This window comes from Streptomyces mutomycini (genome assembly GCF_001700505.1).
Classification (GTDB): domain Bacteria; phylum Actinomycetota; class Actinomycetes; order Streptomycetales; family Streptomycetaceae; genus Streptomyces; species Streptomyces mutomycini.
In genome coordinates this window covers 47,223-67,811 of the sequence record NZ_MAPV01000129.1, presented here as the reverse complement: position 1 = coordinate 67,811, position 20,589 = coordinate 47,223, and the positions used below count along the sequence as shown (strand labels likewise).

Sequence of the window (20,589 nt, the reverse complement as noted above, 5' to 3'; positions counted from 1 at the left end):
CCTGTTCGCCGCCCGGGACCGGCTGGCCGCCCAGCAGACGCTGCACGCCCGCGCCCGGACGGTCCCGGGCGGCGAACAGGGCCCGGGGCAGGGCCAGCGCGGTCCGGCGCTCCTCGGCGGAGAGGAAGCGGTTCCGGCTGGAGAGCGCGAGACCGTCCGGGTCGCGGACGGTGGGCACCGCGACGATGTCGATGCCGAAGTTGAGGTCGCGCACCATGCGGCGGACCAGTGCCAGCTGCTGGGCGTCCTTCTGCCCGAAGAACGCCGCGTCCGGCCGGGTGAGGTGGAGGAGCTTGGCGACGACGGTGAGCATGCCGTCGAAGTGCCCGGGGCGCGCGGCGCCCTCCAGCCGCTCGCCCATGGGGCCCGCGGTGACACGGACCTGGGGCTCGCCGCCGGGGTAGACCTCCTCGACGGAGGGGGCGAAGACCGCGTCGGCGCCGGCCGCCGAGGCGACGGCGAGATCGGCGTCCAGGGTGCGGGGGTAGCGGTCGAGGTCGGCGGCCTCGCCGAACTGGAGCGGGTTGACGAAGACGGTGACCACGACCTGGCCGCCGGGCCCCGCGGCTGCCCGTGCGGCACGGATCAGGGTGGCATGGCCGTCGTGGAGCGCGCCCATCGTCATCACGACGGCGCGGCGCGCCCCGGCGGCCCGGCCGAGGGCGTCGAGCTCCGCGGCGGAGCGCAGCAGGGTGGCGGATGCGGTGTTCATCGCTTCTCTCCCGGTCCGGACCCGTCCGGGCCGTGTGTTCCGTTCGTTCCGGTCACGGCGCCGCTGTCGGACAGGACGCCGAGGAGGTCCTGAGCGGACTCCGGCTTGAGCAGGCCGTGGTCCAGCGCACGGTCGGCCGTGGCACGTGCCATGGCGAGATATCCGGCGACCGTCTGCGGGGCGTGCGCGCGCAGTTCGCGGATGTGCGCGGACACCGTCCCGGCGTCGCCCCGGGCGACGGGGCCGGTCAGGGCCGCGTCACCGGAGCGCAGGGCGTTGTCGAGCGCGGCCCCGAGCAGGGGGCCGAGCATCCGGTCGGGTGCGGCCACGCCGGCCTGGCGGAGCAGGTCCATCGACTGCGCGACGAGGGTGACCAGGTGGTTCGCCCCGAGGGCGAGTGCCGCGTGATACAGCGGCCTGGACTCCTCGGCGATCCACTCGGGCTCGCCGCCCATCTCGATGACGAGCGCCTCGGCGGCGAGCCTGAGCTCCTCGGGGGCGGTGACCCCGAAGGAGCAGCCCGCCAGCCGCTGGACGTCGACGGAGCTGCCGGTGAAGGTCATCGCCGGATGCAGGGCGAGCGGGAGGGCCCCGGCCCGCAGCGCAGGGTCGAGCACCTTCGTGCCGTACCGCCCGGAGGTGTGGACGAGCAGCTGGCCCGGCCGTACGGCACCGGTCTCGGCGAGGCCTTCGACCAGGCCGGGCAGCGCGTCGTCGGGGACGGTCAGCAGCACGAGTTCGGCGCGGGCGAGGACCTCGGCGGGGGTCACCAGGGGGACGTCGGGGAGCAGTGCGGCCGCCCGGCGCACGGATGCGTCGGAGACGCCCGACACCGCGACCGGGCGGTGCCCGGCGAGCTGCAACGCGGCGGCGAGGGCGGGGCCGACCCGTCCCGCGCCGACGACGCCGACGGTGAGGCGGGCAGGGCGGTCCCTCGCGTCGAGGGCTTCCTTGGAAACTGATGCGTTCACGCGGCTACGGCCTTCCGTTCCAGTCCGCGGGGGGTACCGGACGACTTCTCTGCATGCTACGCCAGCGTTTCGGTACACCCACCGGCTGTCCACATCCTGTGGATAACTTCTGGCGGCGGAGAAATCCGGGTGTGCGGCGTCCGTGGCCCGGGCGATGATCGTCCCATGGGAGACACCGACGAGCAGCAGCAACGGCACCGCGGGCTGACCGCGTGGAAGCGGTCCACCAGGGTGCTGGCGCGGATGTCCGCGAACCACACACTGGCCGAGCGGCTGGCCGCGCTGGCCGCCGACGCCGGCACGGTCCACGACCTGGGCGAGTGGACGGACCTGTACGGCGACGGGGTCGTCGCCGAGGTGGAGCGGCGCACGGCGGAGCTGCTGGGCATGGAGGCCGCCGCGTTCTTCCCGACCGGGACGATGGCCCAGCAGGTCGCGCTGCGGTGCTGGGCGGGGCGCACGGGCAGTCCGGTCGTGGCACTGCATCCGCTCTCCCACCCGGAGGTGCACGAACGCGGCGCGCTCACCTCGGTGAGCGGGCTGCGCACGGTGCACCCGACGACCGCACCCCGGCAGGCGAGCGCGGAGGAGATCCGGGACTTCCCCGAACCCTTCGGCACCCTGATGCTGGAACTGCCGCTCCGGGACGCCGGCTTCGTCCTGCCCACCTGGGAGGAGCTCGTGGCCGTCGTGGCCGCCGCGCGGGAGCGGGACGCGGTGGTGCACGTGGACGGAGCGCGCCTCTGGGAGTGCACGTCGCACTTCGGGCGCGGCCTGCCGGAGATCGCGGCACTCGCCGACAGTGTGTACGTGTCGTTCTACAAGTCCCTGGACGGCCTGTCCGGAGCGGTGCTCGCCGGCCCCGAGTCGCTGGTCGAGGAGGCGAGGACCTGGCGCCACCGGTACGGCGGCCAGGTCTTCCAGCAGTACCCGTCGGCCCTGTCCGCCCTGCTGGGCCTGGAGCGGGAGCTGCCGAGGCTGCCGTCGTACGTGGCACAGGCCAAGGTGGTCGCCGGGGCACTGGCGGAGGGCTTCGCCGGGTCGGCGGTGCCGTGGTTCCGGGTCCACCCCGAGCCGCCGCACACGCACCAGTTCCAGGTCTGGCTGCCGTACGCCGCGGACGTGCTGGACGAGGCGTCGGTGCTGCAGGCCGAGGAGACGGGCGTGGCCCTCTTCCGCCGCTGGTCCGCGGCTCCGGCCGGACCGCCCGGACTCTCCTTCACCGAGGTCACGGTGGCGGCGCCGGGGCTGGAGTGGACGGCCGGCGACGTCCGGGACGCGGTGTCGGATTTCGTGGAGCGACTGGCCTGAAGCACTCCGGGAACTCAAGCGTCCGGGGGCGCCTGTCTTCCGGGCGCCCCCGGACTTCCGGCGCGACCGCTTCAGGGGAGGGGCGGCCGGTGCGCGGCCGTCCAGGCGCGGATGCGTCTCCGGATCATGCGCAGGATCTCCCGGTCGTGCGAACCGGGCAGCGGGGGCGCCCCCTCACCGTGCTGCGCGGCCCGGCAGCTGTCGAGCATGTGCTGCTGAACGATGTCCATGCCTCAAGCGTGACCCCGGTCCGGCAGGTGCGCCCGCGGATCGACGGCTGCGGTCAAGTGGAACCGCATGCCGCCCCCGTACCCGCACCATGGAGCGGTGAGCGTGCATATCGACATCGCGGGCCTGCCTCCGGAAGGCATAGTTTTCGAGACCTCTCCCCTCGCGGAGCTGGGGCTCGCCCTTCACGCCCTCTCCGAGCCGGGGCACCACCCCGGCCTGCACGGCTGGGCGACCGCGACATCCGCGGCTCTCGAACCGGACCTCGCGGACCGGCTGCACGAAGCGGAGTTCCTCTGGCGGAGCACGTTCTCGGACGTCTTCATGCCGTTCGCCGGTGTCCGCGGCGGGGACGGCAGGACCGGCTCGACCCTCGCCGAGGACCTGGACATCCTGGACCGTCTCGACGACGAGCGGTTCGTTTCGGCCGCCCTGGAGTTCACCTGCACGAGCCTGTACGGGACGGGTGCGCCCTCCCCGCTGGCCGACGCGGGGATGCGGGCCCGTGCGCTCGACATGGCATCGGCCAGGGGCCCGAGGCAGGTGGACTTCACCCGGGAGCTGCTGGACGACCCCGTCTCCGTACGCGGCTGGGTCAGGCGCCTCCTCGAGGACTGCGACCGGGCCTTCTTCGCCGACACCTGGCGGCGGGCCGAGGTCCAGCTGGCCGCCGACGCCCGGCACAAGACCGAGGTGCTGCGGCACAAGGGCGTCGGAGCGGCCCTCGGCGCGGTCTCCGCCGCCCTGTCGCTGGACGAGCAGACCGGCAGGATCAGCGCCGACAAACTGACGGAGGCCACGGCGTCGGCCGCGGGCACCGGTCTCACCCTCATCCCGACCAGCTTCGGCTGGCCGCATCTGACGGTGCTGCACGCCCCCGGCTGGCGTCCGGTGATCGTCTACCCGGTGCACCGCCCCGAGCTGCCCTCCCCCGCCTCCGTCGAGTTGCTCCAGCTCCGGATGGAGGCACTGGCCCACCCCCTGCGGATGCGGATCTGCCGCAACCTGGCCCGCTCCCCGTACACCACCGGTGAGCTCGCAGGCTCGCACGGCATCACGCCTCCCGAGGTCTCCCGCCACCTGGCGGTGCTCAAGAAGGCCGGCCTGGTCACCACCCGCCGACGCGGCCGGTACGTCCTGCACTCACTGGACCTGACGGTGGTGGCACGCCTGGGCAGCGACTTCCTGGAGGGAGTCCTGCGGTGACCTCCGGCGGACGGCCGGCACGGCTTTTGAGGTCAGCCCGCCCCGCCGGCCCTGACCAGACCGGTCTCGTACGCGAGGACGACCACCTGGACGCGGTCGCGCAGCCCCAGCTTGGTGAGGATGCGGCCCACATGGGTCTTCACCGTCGCCTCGGACAGCACCAGGCGGCCCGCGATCTCGCCGTTCGACAGGCCCTGGGCGACCAGCAGCATCACTTCGCGCTCACGTCCGGTCAGCTTCTCTACGTGCTTGTGTGCCGGCTCCGTCCTGCCGCTCGGCAGCATCGGCGAGAACCGGTCGAGGAGCCTGCGGGTCGTGGAGGGCGCCACGACGGCGTCCCCGCTGTGCACCGAGCGAATCGCGGACAGCAGTTCGCCGGGCGGCACGTCCTTGAGCATGAAGCCGCTGGCACCCGCCTTCAGACCGGAGAACGCGTACTCGTCCAGGTCGAACGTGGTCAGGATCAGCACCTTGGGCGGATCGGTCCGCGCGCGGATGCGCCGGGTCGCCTCGACACCGTCCAGCCGTGGCATGCGCACGTCCATCAGCACCACGTCGACGGCCGTCGAGCGCAGGACCTCGACCGCCTCGGCACCGTCGCCCGCCTCCGCGACGACCTCCATGTCCGGCTGGGCGGCGAGCACCATCCGGAATCCGGTGCGCAGCAGCACCTGGTCGTCGACGAGCATCACTCGGATCGCCATGGGTTGTCCCGTCCTTCGGTCACTGGTTGGCCGGCTTGAGCGGAAGCAGGGCGCTGATCCGGAAGCCGCCGCCCTGCCGCGGGCCCGCGTCCAGCGTGCCGCCGACCATGCCGACCCGCTCGCGCATCCCGATCATTCCCTGTCCCGCGCCGTCGGCCCCGCCGTCCTCGTAGAGCTCGTGCGGCGAGCCTCGGCCGTCGTCCTCGACCAGCAGGCCCAGCCCGTCGTCGAAGTAGACCAGCCGCACGCTCGCCCCGGCGTCCGGGCCGCCGTGCTTGCGGGTGTTGGTGAGCGCCTCCTGGACGATGCGGTACGCGGTCAGTTCGACCCCGCTCGGCAGTGGACGCGGGGTGCCCTCGACCCTGAAGTCGACCGCGAGGCCGGTCTCCCTGACCTTGCCGACGAGCTCCTCGATCTGCTGGACATCGGGCTGGGGGACGTACTCCCCGCTCTCCTCGGCATCGCCGGTCCTGAGCACCCCGAGCAGGCGCCGCATCTCGGCGAGCGCCTGGCGGCCGGTGCCGGAGATGGTCTCCAGAGCCTGCCGGGCCTGGTCGGGGGACGAGTCCATGACATACGCGGCGCCGTCGGCCTGGACCACCATCACCGAGACGTTGTGCGCGACGACGTCGTGCAGTTCGCGGGCGATACGGGCCCGTTCGGCGGCCACGGCGACCTTCGACTGCGCCTCGCGCTCCCGCTCCAGCCGGGCGGCCCGCTCCTCCAGCTGACTGAAGTAGGCCCGCCGGGTGCGTATCGAGTCGCCGAGCACCCAGGCCAGGACGAAGGGCACGGTCATGATGACGACATAGCCGAGCGACTGCGCCCAGCCGCCCGTAGGTGTTTCGTCGGGCCAGCGCAGCCGCGAGATCCCTGCGGCGGCCAGACTGCATCCGAGGGCGAGCCGGGACGCCCAGCGCTCCCCGACCGTGGCCACGGTGTACGTGATCACCAGCATGGCGAAATCGGCCGCGCCGGGCCGTACCCCGAACAGCAGCTGGGCGAGCCCCATCAGGATCGCGAGCAGCAGCATCCGCTCCGGCGCGCGGCGGCGCAGCGCGACCACGACGGACAGACCGACGGCGATCGGCACCCCGGCGACGCGCTCCGGGCCGGCACCGGCCTGGTCGGCCACGATGGACACGCCGGAGAACCCGAGGAGGAGGACAGCCCAGAGGATGTCGACGCCCGTCGGGTGTCTGCGGATGAAATCGTAGAAGCGCTGCACGTCACCCAGCGTAGGGACAGCTGATCGGTGCCCGGGTCAGCCGGAGGGCCGATCCGGGTCCTGGGACCGTACTCCGCAAGGTGGAGACTTGCCCATGTGACGGATGACTGGTGCCGCTGGCGGGAAGCCGCCGAGACCGCTTTGTACGGCAAAGAGGGCTTCTACCTTCGCCCTGAGGGGCCCGCGGGCCATTTCCGCACCTCGGTGCACGCCTCCCCGCTGTTCGCCACCGCCGTCGCCCGGCTGCTGGCCGGCACGGCGCGGGAGCTCGGGACCGACTCGGTCGCCCTGGTGGACGTGGGCGCGGGCCGCGGCGAACTGCTCACCGGAGTGCTGGCGGCACTGCGGGACGGGACCCTGGCCCCCGGCCTCACCGTACGGGCGTACGCCGTGGAGCTCGCCCCGCGCCCGCCCGGCCTCGACCCGGCCGTCGAGTGGCGCACCGGACTCCCGCAGGGCGTACGGGGGCTGCTGTTCGCCAACGAATGGCTGGACAACGTGCCCACGGACATCGCCGAGGCCGACGCGGACGGGATCCCCCGCTACGTCCTCGTGCGGAGGTCCGACGGCGCCGAGCGGCTCGGTGATCCGGTGACCGGGGCGGACGCCCGGTGGCTGCGCCGCTGGTGGCCGCTGTCCCGGCCCGGCGACCGTGCGGAGATCGGCCGGCCGCGCGACGAGGCCTGGGCCCGGGCCGTCGCGTCGCTGGCCGGCGGGACCGCGGTGGCGGTGGACTACGCACATGTGCGGGCGTCCAGGCCGGCGTTCGGGACACTGACCGGATTCCGTGGCGGCCGCGAGGTGCCGCCCGTCCCCGACGGGAGCTGCGACCTGACCTCCCACGTGGCGCTCGACGCCTGCGCGGCGGCGGCGGACGGCGTGGCCGGGCTCCTGGACCAGCGGACGGCGCTGCGGGAACTGGGCGTCAGCGGCGAACGCCCGCCACTGGCACAGGCATCGGCCGATCCCGCCGGCTATGTGCGGGCGCTGGCGTCGGCCGGGGAGGCCGCGGAGCTCACGGCGCGGGGCGGGCTGGGCGACTTCGGCTGGCTGCGGCATCGGGTCCCCGACCGTGAAGGGGGATACTGTCCGGCATGACGGAGACGACGATCGGCATCGGCGGCGCGGCGGAGAGCACCGACATGGTGCTGAACATCGGTCCCCAGCACCCCTCCACCCACGGTGTGCTCCGCCTGAAACTCGTCCTGGACGGCGAGCGGATCCAGCAGGCCGAGCCCGTCATCGGCTACATGCACCGGGGCGCCGAGAAGCTCTTCGAGGCCAGGGACTACCGGCAGATCATCATGCTCGCCAACCGCCACGACTGGCTGTCGGCGTTCTCCAACGAGCTCGGGGTCGTCATGGCCGTCGAGCGGATGCTCGGCATGGAGGTCCCCGAGCGCGCCGTCTGGACGAGGACGCTGCTGGCGGAGCTGAACCGGGTCCTCAACCATCTGATGTTCCTCGGCTCGTACCCGCTCGAACTCGGCGGGATCACACCGATGTTCCACGCGTTCCGGGAGCGCGAGGAACTCCAGGCCGTCATGGAGGAGGTCTCCGGCGGCCGCATGCACTACATGTTCAACCGGGTCGGCGGCCTCAAGGAGGACCTGCCCGCGGGCTGGCTCGGCCGGGCCGGGGACGCCGTGGCGTCGGTGCGTTCACGGATGGACGTGTACGACCGGCTGGTCCTCGGCAACGAGATCTTCCGGGGCCGGACCCGGGGAGTGGGCGTCCTGTCCCCCGAGGCCGTGCACGCCTACGGGGTGTCAGGACCGATCGCACGGGCCTCCGGCGTCGACTTCGACCTGCGGCGCGACGAGCCGTACCTCGCGTACGGGGAACTGCGGGACACCCTCAAGGTCGTCACCCGGACCGAGGGCGACTGCCTGGCCCGTTTCGAGTGTCTGCTGGAGCAGACGCACAACGCGCTGGACCTGGCCGACGCCTGTCTGGAGCGGATGGCCGGCCTGGAACCCGGGCCCATAAACCAGCGGCTGCCCAAGGTGCTCAAGGCCCCGGAGGGCCACACCTACGCGTGGACCGAGAACCCGCTGGGCGTCAACGGCTACTACCTGGTGTCGACGGGCGAGAAGACCCCGTACCGGCTGAAGCTGCGCTCCGCCTCGTTCAACAACATCCAGGCACTCACCGAGCTCCTGCCGGGAACGCTCGTCGCCGACATGGTGGCGATCCTGGGCTCGCTCTTCTTCGTCGTCGGGGACATCGACAAGTAGCCCCGGCCCCCGCCCGGAGCCCCGCGGCTACGACGAGACCGCGCTGCGCAGTTCGACGACGTCCAGCTGCTCGGTCTCGTCGTGCGCCGTCAGGTCGATGACCTTGCCGACGGCGCGGTTCTCGGCCGCGCCCGTACGGTGCGCCGCCAGCGCCTCCTCGCCCACCACGTCCGCGAGGTCCTCGTTCTGCACGGACTCGATCGCGGCGTTCGCCTTCTGCGTGCCGAAGAAGTCGAAGCTGCCCTGCGGGACGAGATGACGGCGCGCGGCGGCGTAGGGGACGACGGCGGACGCCGCGGCGGCGGCAAGGGGCGGGCGCACGGGCGACAGCTTCGGTGCGGTGAGGGCGGCCTGCGGACGGCGGTGCTGGAGATCACCAGCTCCGGCGACCGCCGCGTGCTTCCCCTTCGGGCCGTCGCCCTCCGTGTCCCGCTCGGCGGACCCCTCGGCGATGTCGCGCCGGCGGGCCACCTCGGCCGTGCGGCGCGCCTCCTGGAGCGCGGCGTTGCGGCTCAGGTCCCGCAGGGCACGGGCCGCGCTCAGATAAGCGCCCGGCGTCGGCGTGGACCGCGCGGGCAGGAGCTCGCGCGGTGCGGACACCTCGATGGCGAGCTGCCTGCGGCCCTCCAGCGCAGTGGCCCGCTCCGTCTCGGCGTTGGCGTACCGGCGCAGCAGCGCGGCGTGTTCGCCCCGCAGCCCGGCGAGCTCCACGCGCTTGCGGCGCAGCTTGGTCTCCAGCCGGGTGCGCAGCTCCCGTGATTCCTCGAGGTCCGCCTCGAGTTCGGCTATGCGCTCCTCGTTCTTCCACTCGTCGCCGGCCCGGGCACGGGTCAGCTCCGCGACGCGCAGCCCGGCGGCCCGGTCCCAGCTGCGCATCAGCCAGGCACCGGTGACGGCGGCGGCCGCGGTCGCGGCGACCAGGACGCGCAGGGGCAGGGGGTCCGCGAGGAGCCAGGCGCCGGCGGCGCAGACGACCGGCACTCCGGCCACCACGGCGGGAGGCAGGATTCTGTGGAGGGGCGGCGAATGGCGGTGGCGTCCTCGTGGCATGGTCCGAAATTTACCGTGCGTACGGGTCACTTGGGAGGCCGCCCGGCAATCTGTTCCCCGCCGGTTACCTGGCGGCCTCTCAAGTGGCCCTCCGGTACGCCTTTTTACTTCTTGATCAGCCCCTTCGCCCGGAGATAGTCCCCGGCAGCATCGGCGGGCTTGGCACGCTCGGCATCGACCTTGCGGTTCAGTTCCGCGAGGTCCTCGGTGGTGAGTGCGTCGGTGAGCTTCCCGAGCGCATCGGCGATCTCCGGAGCACCCGCGTCCTTGGCATTGAGAACCGGAAGGACGTTGTCCGCGTTCTGCAGCTTCTTGTCGTCCTCCAGGAACACCAGCCCGTAGGAGTCGAGCACGGCGTCCGTGGTGGTGGTGAGGACCAACTGGTCCTTGCCGTCCTTGACGGCCTGCTTCGACTGCGGCGTGCCGACGCCCTTGGGGTCGATGCCGGTGACGTCGATGCCGTACGTCTTCTTCAGTCCGGGCGCGCAGAACGGGCGCACCTCGCATTCGTCGCCCGCCGCGATCTTCACCTTGATCTTCGAGGCGCCGAGATCGGAAAGCGTCTCGAGGCTGTTCTTGTCGGCGAATTCCTTCGACACCGCGAAGGCGTTCTGGTCGACCGCCTCGCCCGCCGGAAGGACCTTCAGTCCGAGCGGGGTGGCGAGCTTCTCCAGAGCGGCGACGGTGGCCGTCACGTCACCCGAGGCGACCGGCTTCTTCGCCGCCTTCTCCGCCCCGTTGACCTTGGCGTTGAGGAATTCGGCGAGGGTCGCCGCGTATTCCGGGACGACGTCGATCTCGCCCTTCTCCAGCGACGGCTCGTACAGCTCGCGGTTCTTGACCGTGGTGACCGAGGTGTCGTATCCGGCGTCGCCCAGGACCTGGGCGTAGAGCTCGGCGAGCACCTTGGACTCGGTGAAGCCGGCGGCGCCCACGACGAGGGAGCCCTTCTTGGAGCCGCCGGAACCCGTGTCCGAGCCGCCCTTCTCCTTCTCCAGGCTGTCGCCGCCACAGGCGGCGAGCGACCCTGCCAGCGCGACCGCTCCGATGACCGCACCCGCTATGCGCGAGGTCCTGCTCATGTTGTTCTCCGTCCGCGAAAAAATATGGTGTGCACAGTGCGAAGAGCCGACGTGTTCATACTGTCCGGCGGCGGCGCAGGGGCGACAGCAGCCGGTCCAGCGCCACGAGAACGCCCTCGACCACCAGGGCCAGGAGGGCGACCAGCACGGCGCCTGCGAAGACCTGGGCGGTGTCGTAGGTGTTGAACCCGGCGGTGATGATCCGGCCCAGGCCGCCCAGGCCGACCATCGCCGCGATGGAGGCGGTGGCGATCACCTGCACGGCGGCGGACCGGAGACCCGTCATGATCATCGGGTAGGCGAGGGGAAGCTCGACCCGCAGGAAGAGCTGCGCGCCGGACATCCCCATCCCCCGCGCGGCCTCCAGCACGGACCGGTCAACCTCCGTCATCCCGACGTAGGCGTTGGTCAGCAGCGGGGGCACGGCGAACAGCACCAGCGCGATGACCGTGGGCAGATAGCCGGAGTTGCGCAGGGGCGTCATCATGAACAGCGCCAGCACCGCGAACACCGGGACCGCCCGGCCCACGTTGGAGAGGTTGACGGCGAGCCCGCCCCCCTTGCCCACGTGCCCGAGGTACAGCGCGACGGGCAGGGCGATGGCGCAGGCCACCGCGAGGGCGATCCCGCTGACGTACAGATGCTCGGCCAGCCGGTGTCCCGCCCCGCCGTCCCCCGACCAGTTGGCTCCGGTGGTGAGCCAGACCCATGCCTCCTCGACGACTCCCATGGGTCAGGCCGCCTCCGTCTTCGCCGGGCCCGCCCCGGGCGGCGCCCCGGCGGGCGTCCGTATCCGGGTCCAGGGCGTGAGCAGGCGCTGCACGCCGAGCAGCAGCAGATCGGCGGCGACCGCGAGCAGCACGCAGAGCACGGACGCGGTGAGCACCTGGGCCTTGAAGAAGCTCGGCAGCGCGTCCTCGATGAGGTTGCCGAGGCCACCCTTGCCGACGAGGGAGCCGACCGTGGTCAGCGCGACCGTCGACACCGTGGCGATCCGCAGCCCGGCCATCAGCGCAGGCAGGGCGAGCGGGAGCTCGACCTCCCAGAGGAGCCGGACGGGCCCGTATCCCATGCCCTTCGCGGCTTCCCTGGCCTCCTGCGGGACCGCTTCGAGCCCTGCCAGGATGTTGCGCACGAGGATGGTCAGCGAATAGAGCACCAGGCCGGTGACCACGAGCGCCGCGGACAGCCCGAAGAGCGGCAGCAGCAGCGAGAACATCGCCAGGGACGGCACGGTGTAGAGCACGGTCGTCAGGCCCAGCACCGGGCCCGCGAAATGCCGGCCCCTGCGCGCGAGCAGCGCGAGCGGAAATGCCACCGCCAGCCCTATCAGCACGGAAGCCGCCGTGATCCAGATGTGCTGGACGGTCGCTTCGGTCAACTCGGCGCTGCGGGAGCGCAGATACTCTCCGCAGATCCAGTCGTTCGCCACCAGGCAGTTCTGCTCGGCCATCCGTCCCCCACCTCCTGCTGTCCTCGCGATGCCGGTCCGGATCCGGTCCTGGGTGACCCTATCCTCGACCACCGACAATCGCCGAGGCTGTCGTATTCCGGCAACATGGCCTTCACAGAGCCCGCGCCACAATGGGGAATCATGATCCGTTTCGAGCACGTCACCAAGCGGTACGCGGACGGCACCACAGCCGTCGACGACCTTTCCTTCGAGGTCGCCGAGGGTGAACTGGTCACGCTCGTAGGGCCTTCCGGCTGCGGCAAGACCACCACCATGAAAATGGTCAACCGCCTGATCGAACCGAGCGACGGCCGGATATTCCTCGACGGGGACGACATATCCACCATCGACCCCGTCCGGCTGCGCCGCCGTATCGGGTACGTGATCCAGCAGGTCGGGCTCTTCCCGCACAAGACCGTCCTGGAGAACACCGCCACCGTTCCCCATCTCCTGGGCTGGGGACGGGAAAAGGGCAGGAAGCGCGCCGCCGAACTGCTCGATCTCGTCGGACTCGATCCGTCCGTTTATGGCGGCCGCTATCCCGAGCAGCTTTCCGGCGGTCAGCGCCAACGGGTCGGCGTGGCACGCGCCCTGGCGGCCGACCCGCCGGTTCTGCTGATGGACGAGCCTTTCGGCGCGGTCGATCCGGTCGTACGGGAAAGGCTGCAGAACGAATTCCTGAAACTGCAGGCGCAGGTCCGCAAGACCGTGTTGTTCGTCACCCACGACATCGAGGAAGCGGTCCGGCTCGGCGACCGGATCGCCGTGTACGGGCACGGGCGCATCGAGCAGTTCGACACCCCGGCCACGGTGCTCGGGGCTCCGAAGACGCCGTACGTCGCCGATTTCGTCGGGGCGGACCGGGGTCTCAAGCGGCTCTCGGTCACACCCATCGAGGAGAGCGACCTCGACCAGCCGCCCGTCGTCCATCTCGACGATCCGCTGGCGGGGGCGACCGAGCGGCTGCGGGCCGACGGTGCGCGCTGGGCGGTCGTCCTGGACGGCCAGGACAAGCTGCACGGCTGGATTCCGGCGGGCGACTCGTCGACGGCCGAGGGCACGGTCCGTGAGCACGCCCGGCGCATGGAGGCATGGCTTCCGCTCGGCGCTCCGCTGAAGCAGGCGTTCGCCACGATGCTGCAGCACGACGCGGGCTGGATCGCCGTCATCGACAAGGAGGGCACCGGCCGCTTCCTCGGTGTGCTGACCCCGGCCCGTCTCCACGAGGCGCTGCGCCGCTCGATCGACGCGGACGCTCAGGACGTGCCGCGCGCCGAGGTCGCCGTGGAGACCGTGGCGGGCGCCGGCCCGCGCTGAGGCGACTACCCCGCTCACCGGGGTGGCCGGAGCGTCCGTCCGGCTGAACGCGGCACGAACGGATCATGGCGGCGGGATCGCGGCGGCGGGCTTCCCGTGGAGCGCCTTAGGCTGGTCGCATGAGTACGTTGCGAGCACGGGGCACGGTGCGGGGTCTGCCGGAGTGGGACCGCTGCGCGGTCATGGGAGTCGTCAACGTGACGCCCGACTCCTTCTCCGACGGTGGCCACTGGTTCGACACCACGGCAGCGATCAAGCACGGCCTCGAACTGATGCACGAGGGCGCGGATCTGATCGACGTGGGCGGCGAGTCGACCCGCCCCGGCGCGAGCAGGGTGGACGAGGCCGAGGAACTGCGACGGGTGATCCCCGTCGTGCGGGGTCTCGTCTCCGAGGGCGTCACCGTCTCCGTCGACACCATGCGGGCCGTCGTGGCCGAACAGTCCGTCGCCGCCGGTGCGGCCCTGGTCAACGACGTGAGCGGCGGCCTCGCCGACCCGGGCATGATCCCGGTCGTGGCGGCGGCCGGAGTGCCGTTCGTCGTCATGCACTGGCGCGGTTTCAGCGAGTCGATGAACAGCCGCGCGGTGTACGGGGACGTCGTGGGCGAGGTCGTCGCGGAGCTCCGGGAGCGCATGGAGGCCGTGATCGAGGGCGGGGTGGACCCCGAGAAGCTGGTGATCGACCCGGGGCTCGGCTTCGCCAAGGACGCCGCCCAGGACCTCGCCCTGGTCGCGCACCTCGGCCGGCTGCGCTCCCTGGGCAGACCACTGCTCGTGGCAGCCTCCCGCAAGCGCTTCCTCGGCCACGTCCTGGCCGGCGAGGGCGCGGCCCCGCCGCCCGCCCGCGAACGGGACGCCGCGACGGCCGCGGTCTCCGCCCTCTCCGCCGCCGCGGGCGCGTGGGCGGTGCGGGTGCACGCGGTACGGCCCACGGCTGACGCGGTCCGGGTCGCCCGCGCCGTCGAGGGAGCGGCGTGAGCGCCGCGCGCGACGAGCACGAGGAGGCCGCCGCCGACATCGCGGCGGTCGAGCAGGCCAACACCGACTTCTACGAGGCGCTCGAGCGTGGCGACTTCGACGCGCTCTCCGGCCTCTGGCTGCCCGGCGAGGACCTCACCGTCTCCTGCGTCCACCCGGGCTGGCCGGTGCTCACCGGCCGCGGCGAGGTGTTGCGGAGCTATGCGCTGATCATGGCGAACACCGAGTACATCCAGTTCTTCCTGACCGATGTCGGGGTCGCGATGACCGGCGACACCGCCCTGGTGACCTGTACCGAGAACATCCTCAGCGGTGGCCCCGCGGAGGAGGGCAACGCGCTCGGCCCGCTCGTCGGCCAGCTCGTCGTGGCCACCAATGTGTTCCGGCGCACACCGGAGGGCTGGAAGCTCTGGTCCCACCACGGCTCTCCCGTACTGGCCGAAACCGGTGAGGAGGAGGACGAAGAACCGGCCGCCTGAGCGGACCGCGCGGATCACGGGGATTGGGCTCCCCGATCACGGGGTAGACGCGGCTTCCCGCACCCTGCCGGGCCGGTTCGTGCCCCCGCGGGCGGGAGCTGTCGGTGCTCGCGGGTAGATTCGAAAGACGGCACTCCACCGCCCGCACGCGGTCAGGTGCCTCCCAGGACGACCAACAGCAGGAGTGATTCGCGTGGATCGTGTCGCGCTGCGCGGCCTCAAGGCCCGTGGGCACCACGGTGTCTTCCCCAGGGAACGGGAAGAGGGCCAGACCTTCATCGTGGATCTGGTGCTCGGTCTCGACACCCGCCCCGCGGCAGCCGCCGACGATCTGTCGAAGACCGTCCACTACGGCGTGGTCGCGGAAGAGGTGGTCGGCGTCGTCAAGGGTGAGCCGGTCGACCTGATCGAGACTCTCGCGGAACGCATCGCGCAGCAGTGCCTCAAGCACGAAGGGGTCGAGGAGGTCGAGGTCGTCGTCCACAAGCCGGACGCACCGATCACCGTCCCCTTCGACGACGTGACCATCACCATCACCCGGAGCCGAGCATGACTGCATTTTCCACCGACGGGCAGAGCGACCCGACCGTACAGCCGGTTCCCGCCGCCGTGGTCGAGCAGGTCGACGCGGCAGACGTCACCCTCTCCAACCCCAAACTGGCCGTGATCTCCCTCGGCTCCAACCTGGGCAACCGGCTGGAGACCCTCCAGGGCGCCGTCGACGCCCTGGAGGACACCCCCGGCCTGCGGGTCAAAGCGGTCTCCCCGGTCTACGAGACGGAGCCCTGGGGCGTCGAGGCCGGCTCCCAGCCGTCGTACTTCAACGCGGTGATCGTCGTGAAGACGACCCTGCCCCCCTCCTCCCTGCTGGAGCGTGGTCAGGCCATCGAGGAGGCCTTCGACCGGGTCCGCGAGGAGCGCTGGGGACCGCGCACGATCGACGTCGACATCGTGTCGTACGCCGAGGTGGTCTCCGAGGACCCCCTGCTGACCCTCCCGCACCCGCGCGCCCGCGAACGCGCCTTCGTCCTCGCCCCCTGGCACGACGTGGACCCGGAGGCGCTGCTGCCCGGCGCCGGACCCGTCGCCGACCTGCTGGCCGGTATCGGCCGCGACGGAGTGCTTCCCCGGCCCGACCTGGAACTTCGCCTCCCCGAATAGTCGTTAGGCTCAAGGACGACCGGTACCTGGTCGACGGGTCCATGGCCGACGGGCCCCTGGTGGGTCCCTGGTCGACCCACGCGGGCGACGGCACAGGCACCCCGGCACCGGCGATCGGTCACAGGCAATCTGCACAGGCAACGGCGACGAAGGGCGGCACTCTCGGTGAAGCAACTACGGCTCGGCCTCCTGGCCGGACTCTTCGCCGGAGCCGGCGTGCTGTCCTGGGGCGCCGCCCGCCTCTGGGACTCGCTGGGGACGCTGCCGAGCGTGCCGCTCGCCGCGCCCGTCGTGCTGGCCGTGATCGCCGCCGTCCTGCTCGCCACGGCCCTGTCGATCCGGGCGCGGCTGCGCGCGCAGCGGGAGCGCCGCCCCGGGGCGAAGGGCGTGGATCCGATGATGGCGGCGCGCGCCCTGGTCTTCGGCCAGGCCAGCGCGCTCGTCGCCGCTCTCGTCGCGGGGATGTACGGCGGCACGGGCGTTTTCCTGCTCGGCTCCCTCGACGTACCGCCCCGGCGGGATCAGGCCATCTACGCGGGCTTGGCGGTCCTGGCCGGTATCGCGGTCGTCGCCGCCGCGGTCTTCCTCGAGCGGGTCTGCAAGCTCCCGGAAGACGGCGACGACGAGCGGAACACCGCCCAGGCCGCCTGAGGGTCTCTCACCCCGTCGGACAAGGCCCGCGACGAGTCCCTCCTGATGAATCCGGCTGAACGGCCGTGCTCACCACCACGACTTGCCGCGGCCCGGACTCGCCACCGCCCCGGCCCGGGCCCCTCCGACCGTTGCCGCGCTGACTAGCGCGCCATGATGAGGCTCATCGCCTCCGCGCGCGTGGCCGGATCACGCAGCTGACCGCGGACGGCGGACGTGATGGTCTTGGCTCCGGGCTTGCGGATACCTCGCATCGACATGCACATGTGCTCGCACTCGACGACGACGATGACCCCGCGCGGCTCCAGGATCGCCATGAGCGAGTCCGCGATCTGCGTGGTCAGCCGCTCCTGGACCTGCGGCCGCCGGGCGTACACGTCGACCAGCCGGGCCAGCTTCGACAGCCCCGTGATCTTGCCGCTGGTCGCCGGGATGTAGCCGACGTGCGCGACGCCGTGGAACGGCACCAGGTGGTGCTCACAGGTGCTGAACACCTCGATGTCCTTGACCAGCACCATCTCGTCGTGGCCGAGGTCGAACGTCGTCGTCAGGACGTCCTCCGGCTCCTGGTGGAGGCCCGCGAATATCTCCTTGTACGCACGAGCCACCCGGCCCGGAGTCTCGCGCAGCCCCTCGCGGTCGGGGTCCTCCCCGACAGCGATGAGAAGCTCCCGTACGGCGGACTCGGCCCGCTTCTCGTCGAATACGCCGATCGAACCCTGCCCGTCGAGCGTCACCGGGTCGGTCATCTGTGCCTCGTTCCTCTGTGCAGTCACATGCGCGGACCCGCCCGGCCCTCACGGAAGTACGGCAGGCACAACGCAGGCATACGAAATAGCCGCGCCCCCACAGGCTAGAACCTGGGGGGCGCGGCATCCATTCCGGGCCTGGTGGGGCCCCCGTGACAGGGGCCACACCGGATCGGTCAGGGGGCTAGCTCTCGGGGCGATCCTCGGGGAGCGCCTCCGTGGAGGTGCCGGTGTTCTTCGTGATGTCGATGTCCGTCGGCGCGATCTCCGGAGTGCCCGAACCATTGGCAGAGCCGTTGGTGAGGGCGAGCTCCTTCGGAGAGAGCACCGGCGGCCGCGTCGACGGGGTACGCCGGGCGGATCCGGTCCACGCCGGGCGGGCGGGACGCTTCACGATCGGGGCGAAGATCTCGGCGATCTGCTCCTTGCCGAGCGTCTCCTTCTCGAGAAGCTCGAGGACCAGGGCGTCGAGGATGTCGCGGTTCTCGACGAGGATTTCCCACGCGTCGTTGTGCGCGGTCTCGATGAGCTTCTTGACCTCTTCGTCGACGAGCGCCGCGACCTCTTCCGAGTAGTCGCGCTGATGGCCCATCTCCCGGCCCACGAACGGCTCGGTGTTGTCCCCACCGAACTTGATCGCACCCAGGCGCTCCGTCATGCCGTACTGCGTGACCATCGCGCGGGCCGTGGCAGTGGCCTTCTCGATGTCGTTCGCAGCACCGGTCGTCGGGTCGTGGAAGACCAGCTCCTCGGCCGCGCGCCCGCCCAGCATGTACGCCAGCTGATCGAGCATCTCGTTACGCGTCGTGGAGTACTTGTCCTCTTCCGGGAGCACCATCGTGTAACCGAGGGCGCGGCCGCGGGAGAGGATCGTGATCTTGTGGACCGGGTCCGACTGGGGTGAGGCCGCCGCGACCAGGGCGTGTCCGCCCTCGTGGTACGCGGTGATCTTCTTTTCCTTCTCGGACATGATCCGGGTCCGCTTCTGCGGTCCCGCCACGACGCGGTCGATGGCCTCGTCGAGCATGTGGTTGTCGATCAGCTTCTTGTTGCTGCGCGCCGTGAGGAGCGCCGCTTCGTTCAGCACGTTCGACAGATCGGCACCGGTGAAGCCGGGCGTACGACGGGCGACCGCGTTGAGATCGACGTCCTCCGCGACCGGCTTGCCCTTCTGGTGCACCTTGAGGATCTCGAGGCGGCCCAGCATGTCCGGCCGGTCGACGGCGATCTGCCGGTCGAAACGTCCCGGACGCAGCAGCGCCGGGTCCAGGATGTCCGGCCGGTTCGTGGCGGCGATCAGGATGACGCCGCCCTTCACGTCGAAGCCGTCCATCTCGACGAGCAGCTGGTTGAGCGTCTGCTCGCGCTCGTCGTGGCCACCGCCCATGCCGGCACCGCGGTGCCGTCCGACAGCGTCGATCTCGTCGACGAAGACGATCGCCGGGGCGTTCGCCTTGGCCTGCTCGAAGAGGTCACGGACACGGGAGGCACCGACACCGACGAACATCTCGACGAAGTCGGAACCGGAGATCGAGTAGAACGGGACGCCCGCCTCGCCTGCGACGGCGCGAGCGAGCAGCGTCTTACCCGTACCGGGCGGTCCGTACAGCAGGACGCCCTTGGGGATCTTGGCGCCGACGGCCTGGAACTTCGCCGGCTCCTGGAGGAATTCCTTGATCTCGTACAGTTCCTCGACGGCCTCGTCCGACCCCGCCACATCGGCGAACGTCGTCTTCGGCGTGTCCTTGGTGATCAGCTTGGCCTTGGACTTGCCGAACTGCATGACCTTGGAGCCGCCGCCCTGCATCTGATTCATCAGAAACAGGAACACGACCACGATCAGGACGAAGGGCAGCAGCGAGAGGAGGATCGAGACGAACGGGGACTGCTTCGACGGCGAGACGGTGTAACCCTTCTCGATGTCACCGCTCTCGAACTTCTTCTGCAGCGTGTCGGCCAGCTCGACGCCCTGGTTCCCGATGTAGCTCGCCTGGAACTTGCTGCCGGACTCGCCCTTGAGCTTTTCCTTGTCCTTCAGCTCGATCTTCAGAATCTGTTCGTCACCGGTGGTCAGCTTGGCCTGCTCCACCTGGTTCTTGCTGATCGCCTGGATCACCTTGCCGGTGTCCACCGTCTTGTAGCCGCCGGACGAGCCGACGACCTGCATCAGCACGACCACGGCGAGGACGGCCAGCACGATCCACATGACCGGCCCACGGAAGTATCGCTTCACGTCCATCCATACGGAGCGAAGTCGCCCCGTCCCTCCTGCCCGTAGGTAAATGCTGCTGTGAGAAAAGACTGTTCTTCGGACGGTACCCCAGCATTGTCACCCGTGACCGCAGGGGAGGTACGACAAACCCGTCTTCGAAGGCTCCAACGGCCCGAACGCCGCGAGGGTTCCCCGGAGTCCGGCCGGGTTCGGCCGTTCCGGGCCCGGCCCGGTCGGGCCGCTGCCTCAGCCGCCGTAGACGTGAGGAGCGAGCGTGCCGACGAAGGGAAGGTTGCGGTACTTCTCCGCGTAGTCCAGCCCGTAGCCGACGACGAACTCGTTGGGGATGTCGAAGCCGACCCACTTCACGTCGATCGCGACCTTCGCGGCGTCCGGCTTGCGGAGCAGCGTGCAGACCTCCAGACTCGCGGGTTCACGCGAGCCGAGGTTGGTCAGCAGCCAGGACAGCGTCAGGCCGGAGTCGATGATGTCCTCGACGATCAGGACGTGCTTGCCCTTGATGTCGGTGTCGAGGTCCTTGAGGATCCGGACGACGCCCGAGGACTGGGTGCCGGCGCCGTACGACGAGACGGCCATCCAGTCCATGGTGACGGGGGTGGACAGCGCGCGGGCCAGGTCCGCCATGACCATCACCGCGCCCTTGAGCACGCCGACGATGAGCAGGTCCTTGCCCGCGTACTCCGCGTCGATCTTCGCTGCCAGCTCCACGAGCTTCGCGTCGATCTCTTCCTTGGTGAGGAGCACCGACTGAAGGTCGGTACCCATGTCCTTCTCGTTCACCCGCGTCTCTTTCTCTGCCCTGCCGGCTCCGGACTGTTCCCCGGGCCGGACCGGCGT

The 20,589-nt window shown here is 71.0% G+C and carries 22 protein-coding genes; 10 read left to right on the top strand and 12 right to left on the bottom strand.

The genetic code is table 11. The features are described from left to right. Together panC and BFF76_RS19400 are read right to left on the bottom strand one after the other, a co-directional pair. Window positions 1-712 (bottom strand): pantoate--beta-alanine ligase (panC, locus tag BFF76_RS19405; RefSeq protein WP_065848707.1); only part of this gene is annotated, 712 nt, incomplete at its 3' end. Beyond that, the gene (locus BFF76_RS19400; RefSeq protein WP_031091035.1) at window positions 709-1,683 is read right to left on the bottom strand and encodes a Rossmann-like and DUF2520 domain-containing protein; all 975 of its coding nucleotides are present in this window, start codon (window positions 1,681-1,683) and stop codon (window positions 709-711) included. The genes BFF76_RS19400 and panC, both read right to left, overlap by 4 nt. 165 nt (window positions 1,684-1,848) lie before the next feature. On the opposite strand from BFF76_RS19400, the gene BFF76_RS19395 reads away from it, so the two are divergent. Continuing rightward, window positions 1,849-2,994, top strand: coding sequence for a threonine aldolase family protein (locus BFF76_RS19395; RefSeq protein WP_065848706.1), 1,146 nt, complete (start codon window positions 1,849-1,851; stop codon window positions 2,992-2,994). Between the two features lie 71 nt (window positions 2,995-3,065). Here BFF76_RS19395 and BFF76_RS33040 read toward each other — a convergent pair whose 3' ends face one another. Then, the gene (locus BFF76_RS33040; RefSeq protein WP_167359511.1) at window positions 3,066-3,224 is read right to left on the bottom strand and encodes a hypothetical protein; all 159 of its coding nucleotides are present in this window, start codon (window positions 3,222-3,224) and stop codon (window positions 3,066-3,068) included. A 103-nt stretch (window positions 3,225-3,327) separates the two neighbouring features. Here BFF76_RS33040 and BFF76_RS19390 point away from each other — a divergent pair, with 103 nt between their 5' ends. After that, on the top strand, window positions 3,328-4,428 hold the full coding sequence (locus BFF76_RS19390; protein WP_065848705.1) for a DUF5937 family protein: 1,101 nt from the start codon (window positions 3,328-3,330) through the stop codon (window positions 4,426-4,428). Window positions 4,429-4,460: 32 nt separating this feature from the next. On the opposite strand, the gene BFF76_RS19385 is transcribed toward BFF76_RS19390, so the two are convergent. Together BFF76_RS19385 and BFF76_RS19380 are read right to left on the bottom strand one after the other, a co-directional pair. Beyond that, window positions 4,461-5,132, bottom strand: a complete 672-nt coding sequence (locus BFF76_RS19385) for a response regulator transcription factor (RefSeq protein ID WP_031091028.1) — start codon at window positions 5,130-5,132, stop codon at window positions 4,461-4,463. Between the two features lie 19 nt (window positions 5,133-5,151). Beyond that, on the bottom strand, window positions 5,152-6,360 hold the full coding sequence (locus tag BFF76_RS19380; RefSeq protein ID WP_031091026.1) for a sensor histidine kinase: 1,209 nt from the start codon (window positions 6,358-6,360) through the stop codon (window positions 5,152-5,154). 96 nt (window positions 6,361-6,456) lie between these two features. Between BFF76_RS19380 and BFF76_RS19375 the strand changes: the two genes are divergently transcribed. Together BFF76_RS19375 and BFF76_RS19370 are read left to right on the top strand one after the other, a co-directional pair. Beyond that, window positions 6,457-7,458: an SAM-dependent methyltransferase gene (locus BFF76_RS19375; protein ID WP_031091024.1), complete on the top strand. Its 1,002-nt coding sequence runs from the start codon at window positions 6,457-6,459 to the stop codon at window positions 7,456-7,458. Further along, the gene (locus tag BFF76_RS19370) at window positions 7,455-8,597 is read left to right on the top strand and encodes an NADH-quinone oxidoreductase subunit D (protein WP_053929445.1); all 1,143 of its coding nucleotides are present in this window, start codon (window positions 7,455-7,457) and stop codon (window positions 8,595-8,597) included. The genes BFF76_RS19375 and BFF76_RS19370 overlap by 4 nt, the downstream gene beginning before the upstream one ends. Window positions 8,598-8,624: 27 nt before the next feature. Here the strand turns inward: BFF76_RS19370 and BFF76_RS19365 are convergent, their stop codons facing one another. The 4 genes from BFF76_RS19365 to BFF76_RS19350 form a co-directional block, all read right to left on the bottom strand. After that, window positions 8,625-9,647, bottom strand: a complete 1,023-nt coding sequence (locus BFF76_RS19365) for a hypothetical protein (protein WP_051834501.1) — start codon at window positions 9,645-9,647, stop codon at window positions 8,625-8,627. Between the two features lie 104 nt (window positions 9,648-9,751). Further along, window positions 9,752-10,729, bottom strand: a complete 978-nt coding sequence (locus BFF76_RS19360) for an ABC transporter substrate-binding protein (protein ID WP_031091019.1) — start codon at window positions 10,727-10,729, stop codon at window positions 9,752-9,754. A 55-nt stretch (window positions 10,730-10,784) separates the two neighbouring features. Beyond that, the gene (locus tag BFF76_RS19355; RefSeq protein WP_031091017.1) at window positions 10,785-11,459 is read right to left on the bottom strand and encodes an ABC transporter permease; all 675 of its coding nucleotides are present in this window, start codon (window positions 11,457-11,459) and stop codon (window positions 10,785-10,787) included. A gap of 3 nt (window positions 11,460-11,462) precedes the next feature. Beyond that, entirely contained in the window at window positions 11,463-12,182 is a 720-nt protein-coding gene (locus tag BFF76_RS19350) for an ABC transporter permease (RefSeq protein ID WP_031091015.1), read from the bottom strand. A 141-nt stretch (window positions 12,183-12,323) separates the two neighbouring features. On the opposite strand from BFF76_RS19350, the gene BFF76_RS19345 reads away from it, so the two are divergent. The 6 genes from BFF76_RS19345 to BFF76_RS19320 all read left to right on the top strand — a co-directional run bounded on the left by BFF76_RS19345 (window position 12,324) and on the right by BFF76_RS19320 (window position 16,770). Beyond that, window positions 12,324-13,499: an ABC transporter ATP-binding protein gene (locus tag BFF76_RS19345; protein ID WP_031091013.1), complete on the top strand. Its 1,176-nt coding sequence runs from the start codon at window positions 12,324-12,326 to the stop codon at window positions 13,497-13,499. Window positions 13,500-13,618: 119 nt separating this feature from the next. Next, window positions 13,619-14,479, top strand: a complete 861-nt coding sequence (folP, locus tag BFF76_RS19340) for a dihydropteroate synthase (RefSeq protein ID WP_031091012.1) — start codon at window positions 13,619-13,621, stop codon at window positions 14,477-14,479. Then, a complete protein-coding gene (locus tag BFF76_RS19335; RefSeq protein ID WP_031091010.1) occupies window positions 14,476-14,958 on the top strand; it encodes a nuclear transport factor 2 family protein in 483 nt (160 codons plus the stop codon). The genes folP and BFF76_RS19335 overlap by 4 nt, the downstream gene beginning before the upstream one ends. 193 nt (window positions 14,959-15,151) lie before the next feature. Beyond that, entirely contained in the window at window positions 15,152-15,511 is a 360-nt protein-coding gene (gene folB, locus BFF76_RS19330; protein WP_031091007.1) for a dihydroneopterin aldolase, read from the top strand. Further along, window positions 15,508-16,119: a 2-amino-4-hydroxy-6-hydroxymethyldihydropteridine diphosphokinase gene (gene folK / locus BFF76_RS19325; protein ID WP_031091005.1), complete on the top strand. Its 612-nt coding sequence runs from the start codon at window positions 15,508-15,510 to the stop codon at window positions 16,117-16,119. Before folB ends, folK begins: the two co-directional genes overlap by 4 nt. Window positions 16,120-16,284: 165 nt before the next feature. Further along, complete coding sequence (locus BFF76_RS19320) at window positions 16,285-16,770, top strand: DUF3180 domain-containing protein (protein ID WP_031091003.1); 486 nt, start codon at window positions 16,285-16,287, stop codon at window positions 16,768-16,770. A gap of 143 nt (window positions 16,771-16,913) precedes the next feature. Here BFF76_RS19320 and folE read toward each other — a convergent pair whose 3' ends face one another. From folE to hpt, 3 genes are all read right to left on the bottom strand, one after another. Then, on the bottom strand, window positions 16,914-17,519 hold the full coding sequence (gene folE, locus BFF76_RS19315; protein ID WP_031091001.1) for a GTP cyclohydrolase I FolE: 606 nt from the start codon (window positions 17,517-17,519) through the stop codon (window positions 16,914-16,916). 184 nt (window positions 17,520-17,703) lie between these two features. Beyond that, on the bottom strand, window positions 17,704-19,758 hold the full coding sequence (gene ftsH / locus BFF76_RS19310) for an ATP-dependent zinc metalloprotease FtsH (RefSeq protein ID WP_031091000.1): 2,055 nt from the start codon (window positions 19,756-19,758) through the stop codon (window positions 17,704-17,706). A 219-nt stretch (window positions 19,759-19,977) separates the two neighbouring features. Continuing rightward, window positions 19,978-20,517 carry a hypoxanthine phosphoribosyltransferase gene (gene hpt, locus BFF76_RS19305; RefSeq protein ID WP_014155504.1) on the bottom strand — a complete coding sequence of 180 codons (540 nt, stop codon included), beginning with the start codon at window positions 20,515-20,517 and terminating at the stop codon, window positions 19,978-19,980. Between the last annotated feature and the right edge of the window lie 72 nt (window positions 20,518-20,589).

Bases quoted from the DNA above. Each gene is read 5' to 3' on its own strand.
- folE (WP_031091001.1), bottom strand. From the start codon at position 17,519: ATGACCGACCCGGTGACGCTCGACGGGCAGGGTTCGATCGGCGTATTC.
- folK (WP_031091005.1), top strand. From the start codon at position 15,508: ATGACTGCATTTTCCACCGACGGGCAGAGCGACCCGACCGTACAGCCG.
- BFF76_RS19370 (WP_053929445.1), top strand. From the start codon at position 7,455: ATGACGGAGACGACGATCGGCATCGGCGGCGCGGCGGAGAGCACCGAC.
- BFF76_RS19355 (WP_031091017.1), bottom strand. From the start codon at position 11,459: ATGGGAGTCGTCGAGGAGGCATGGGTCTGGCTCACCACCGGAGCCAAC.
- BFF76_RS33040 (WP_167359511.1), bottom strand. From the start codon at position 3,224: ATGGACATCGTTCAGCAGCACATGCTCGACAGCTGCCGGGCCGCGCAG.
- ftsH (WP_031091000.1), bottom strand. From the start codon at position 19,758: ATGGACGTGAAGCGATACTTCCGTGGGCCGGTCATGTGGATCGTGCTG.
- BFF76_RS19360 (WP_031091019.1), bottom strand. From the start codon at position 10,729: ATGAGCAGGACCTCGCGCATAGCGGGTGCGGTCATCGGAGCGGTCGCG.
- hpt (WP_014155504.1), bottom strand. From the start codon at position 20,517: ATGGGTACCGACCTTCAGTCGGTGCTCCTCACCAAGGAAGAGATCGAC.
- BFF76_RS19395 (WP_065848706.1), top strand. From the start codon at position 1,849: ATGGGAGACACCGACGAGCAGCAGCAACGGCACCGCGGGCTGACCGCG.
- BFF76_RS19345 (WP_031091013.1), top strand. From the start codon at position 12,324: ATGATCCGTTTCGAGCACGTCACCAAGCGGTACGCGGACGGCACCACA.
- folP (WP_031091012.1), top strand. From the start codon at position 13,619: ATGAGTACGTTGCGAGCACGGGGCACGGTGCGGGGTCTGCCGGAGTGG.
- BFF76_RS19385 (WP_031091028.1), bottom strand. From the start codon at position 5,132: ATGGCGATCCGAGTGATGCTCGTCGACGACCAGGTGCTGCTGCGCACC.
- BFF76_RS19350 (WP_031091015.1), bottom strand. From the start codon at position 12,182: ATGGCCGAGCAGAACTGCCTGGTGGCGAACGACTGGATCTGCGGAGAG.
- BFF76_RS19365 (WP_051834501.1), bottom strand. From the start codon at position 9,647: ATGCCACGAGGACGCCACCGCCATTCGCCGCCCCTCCACAGAATCCTG.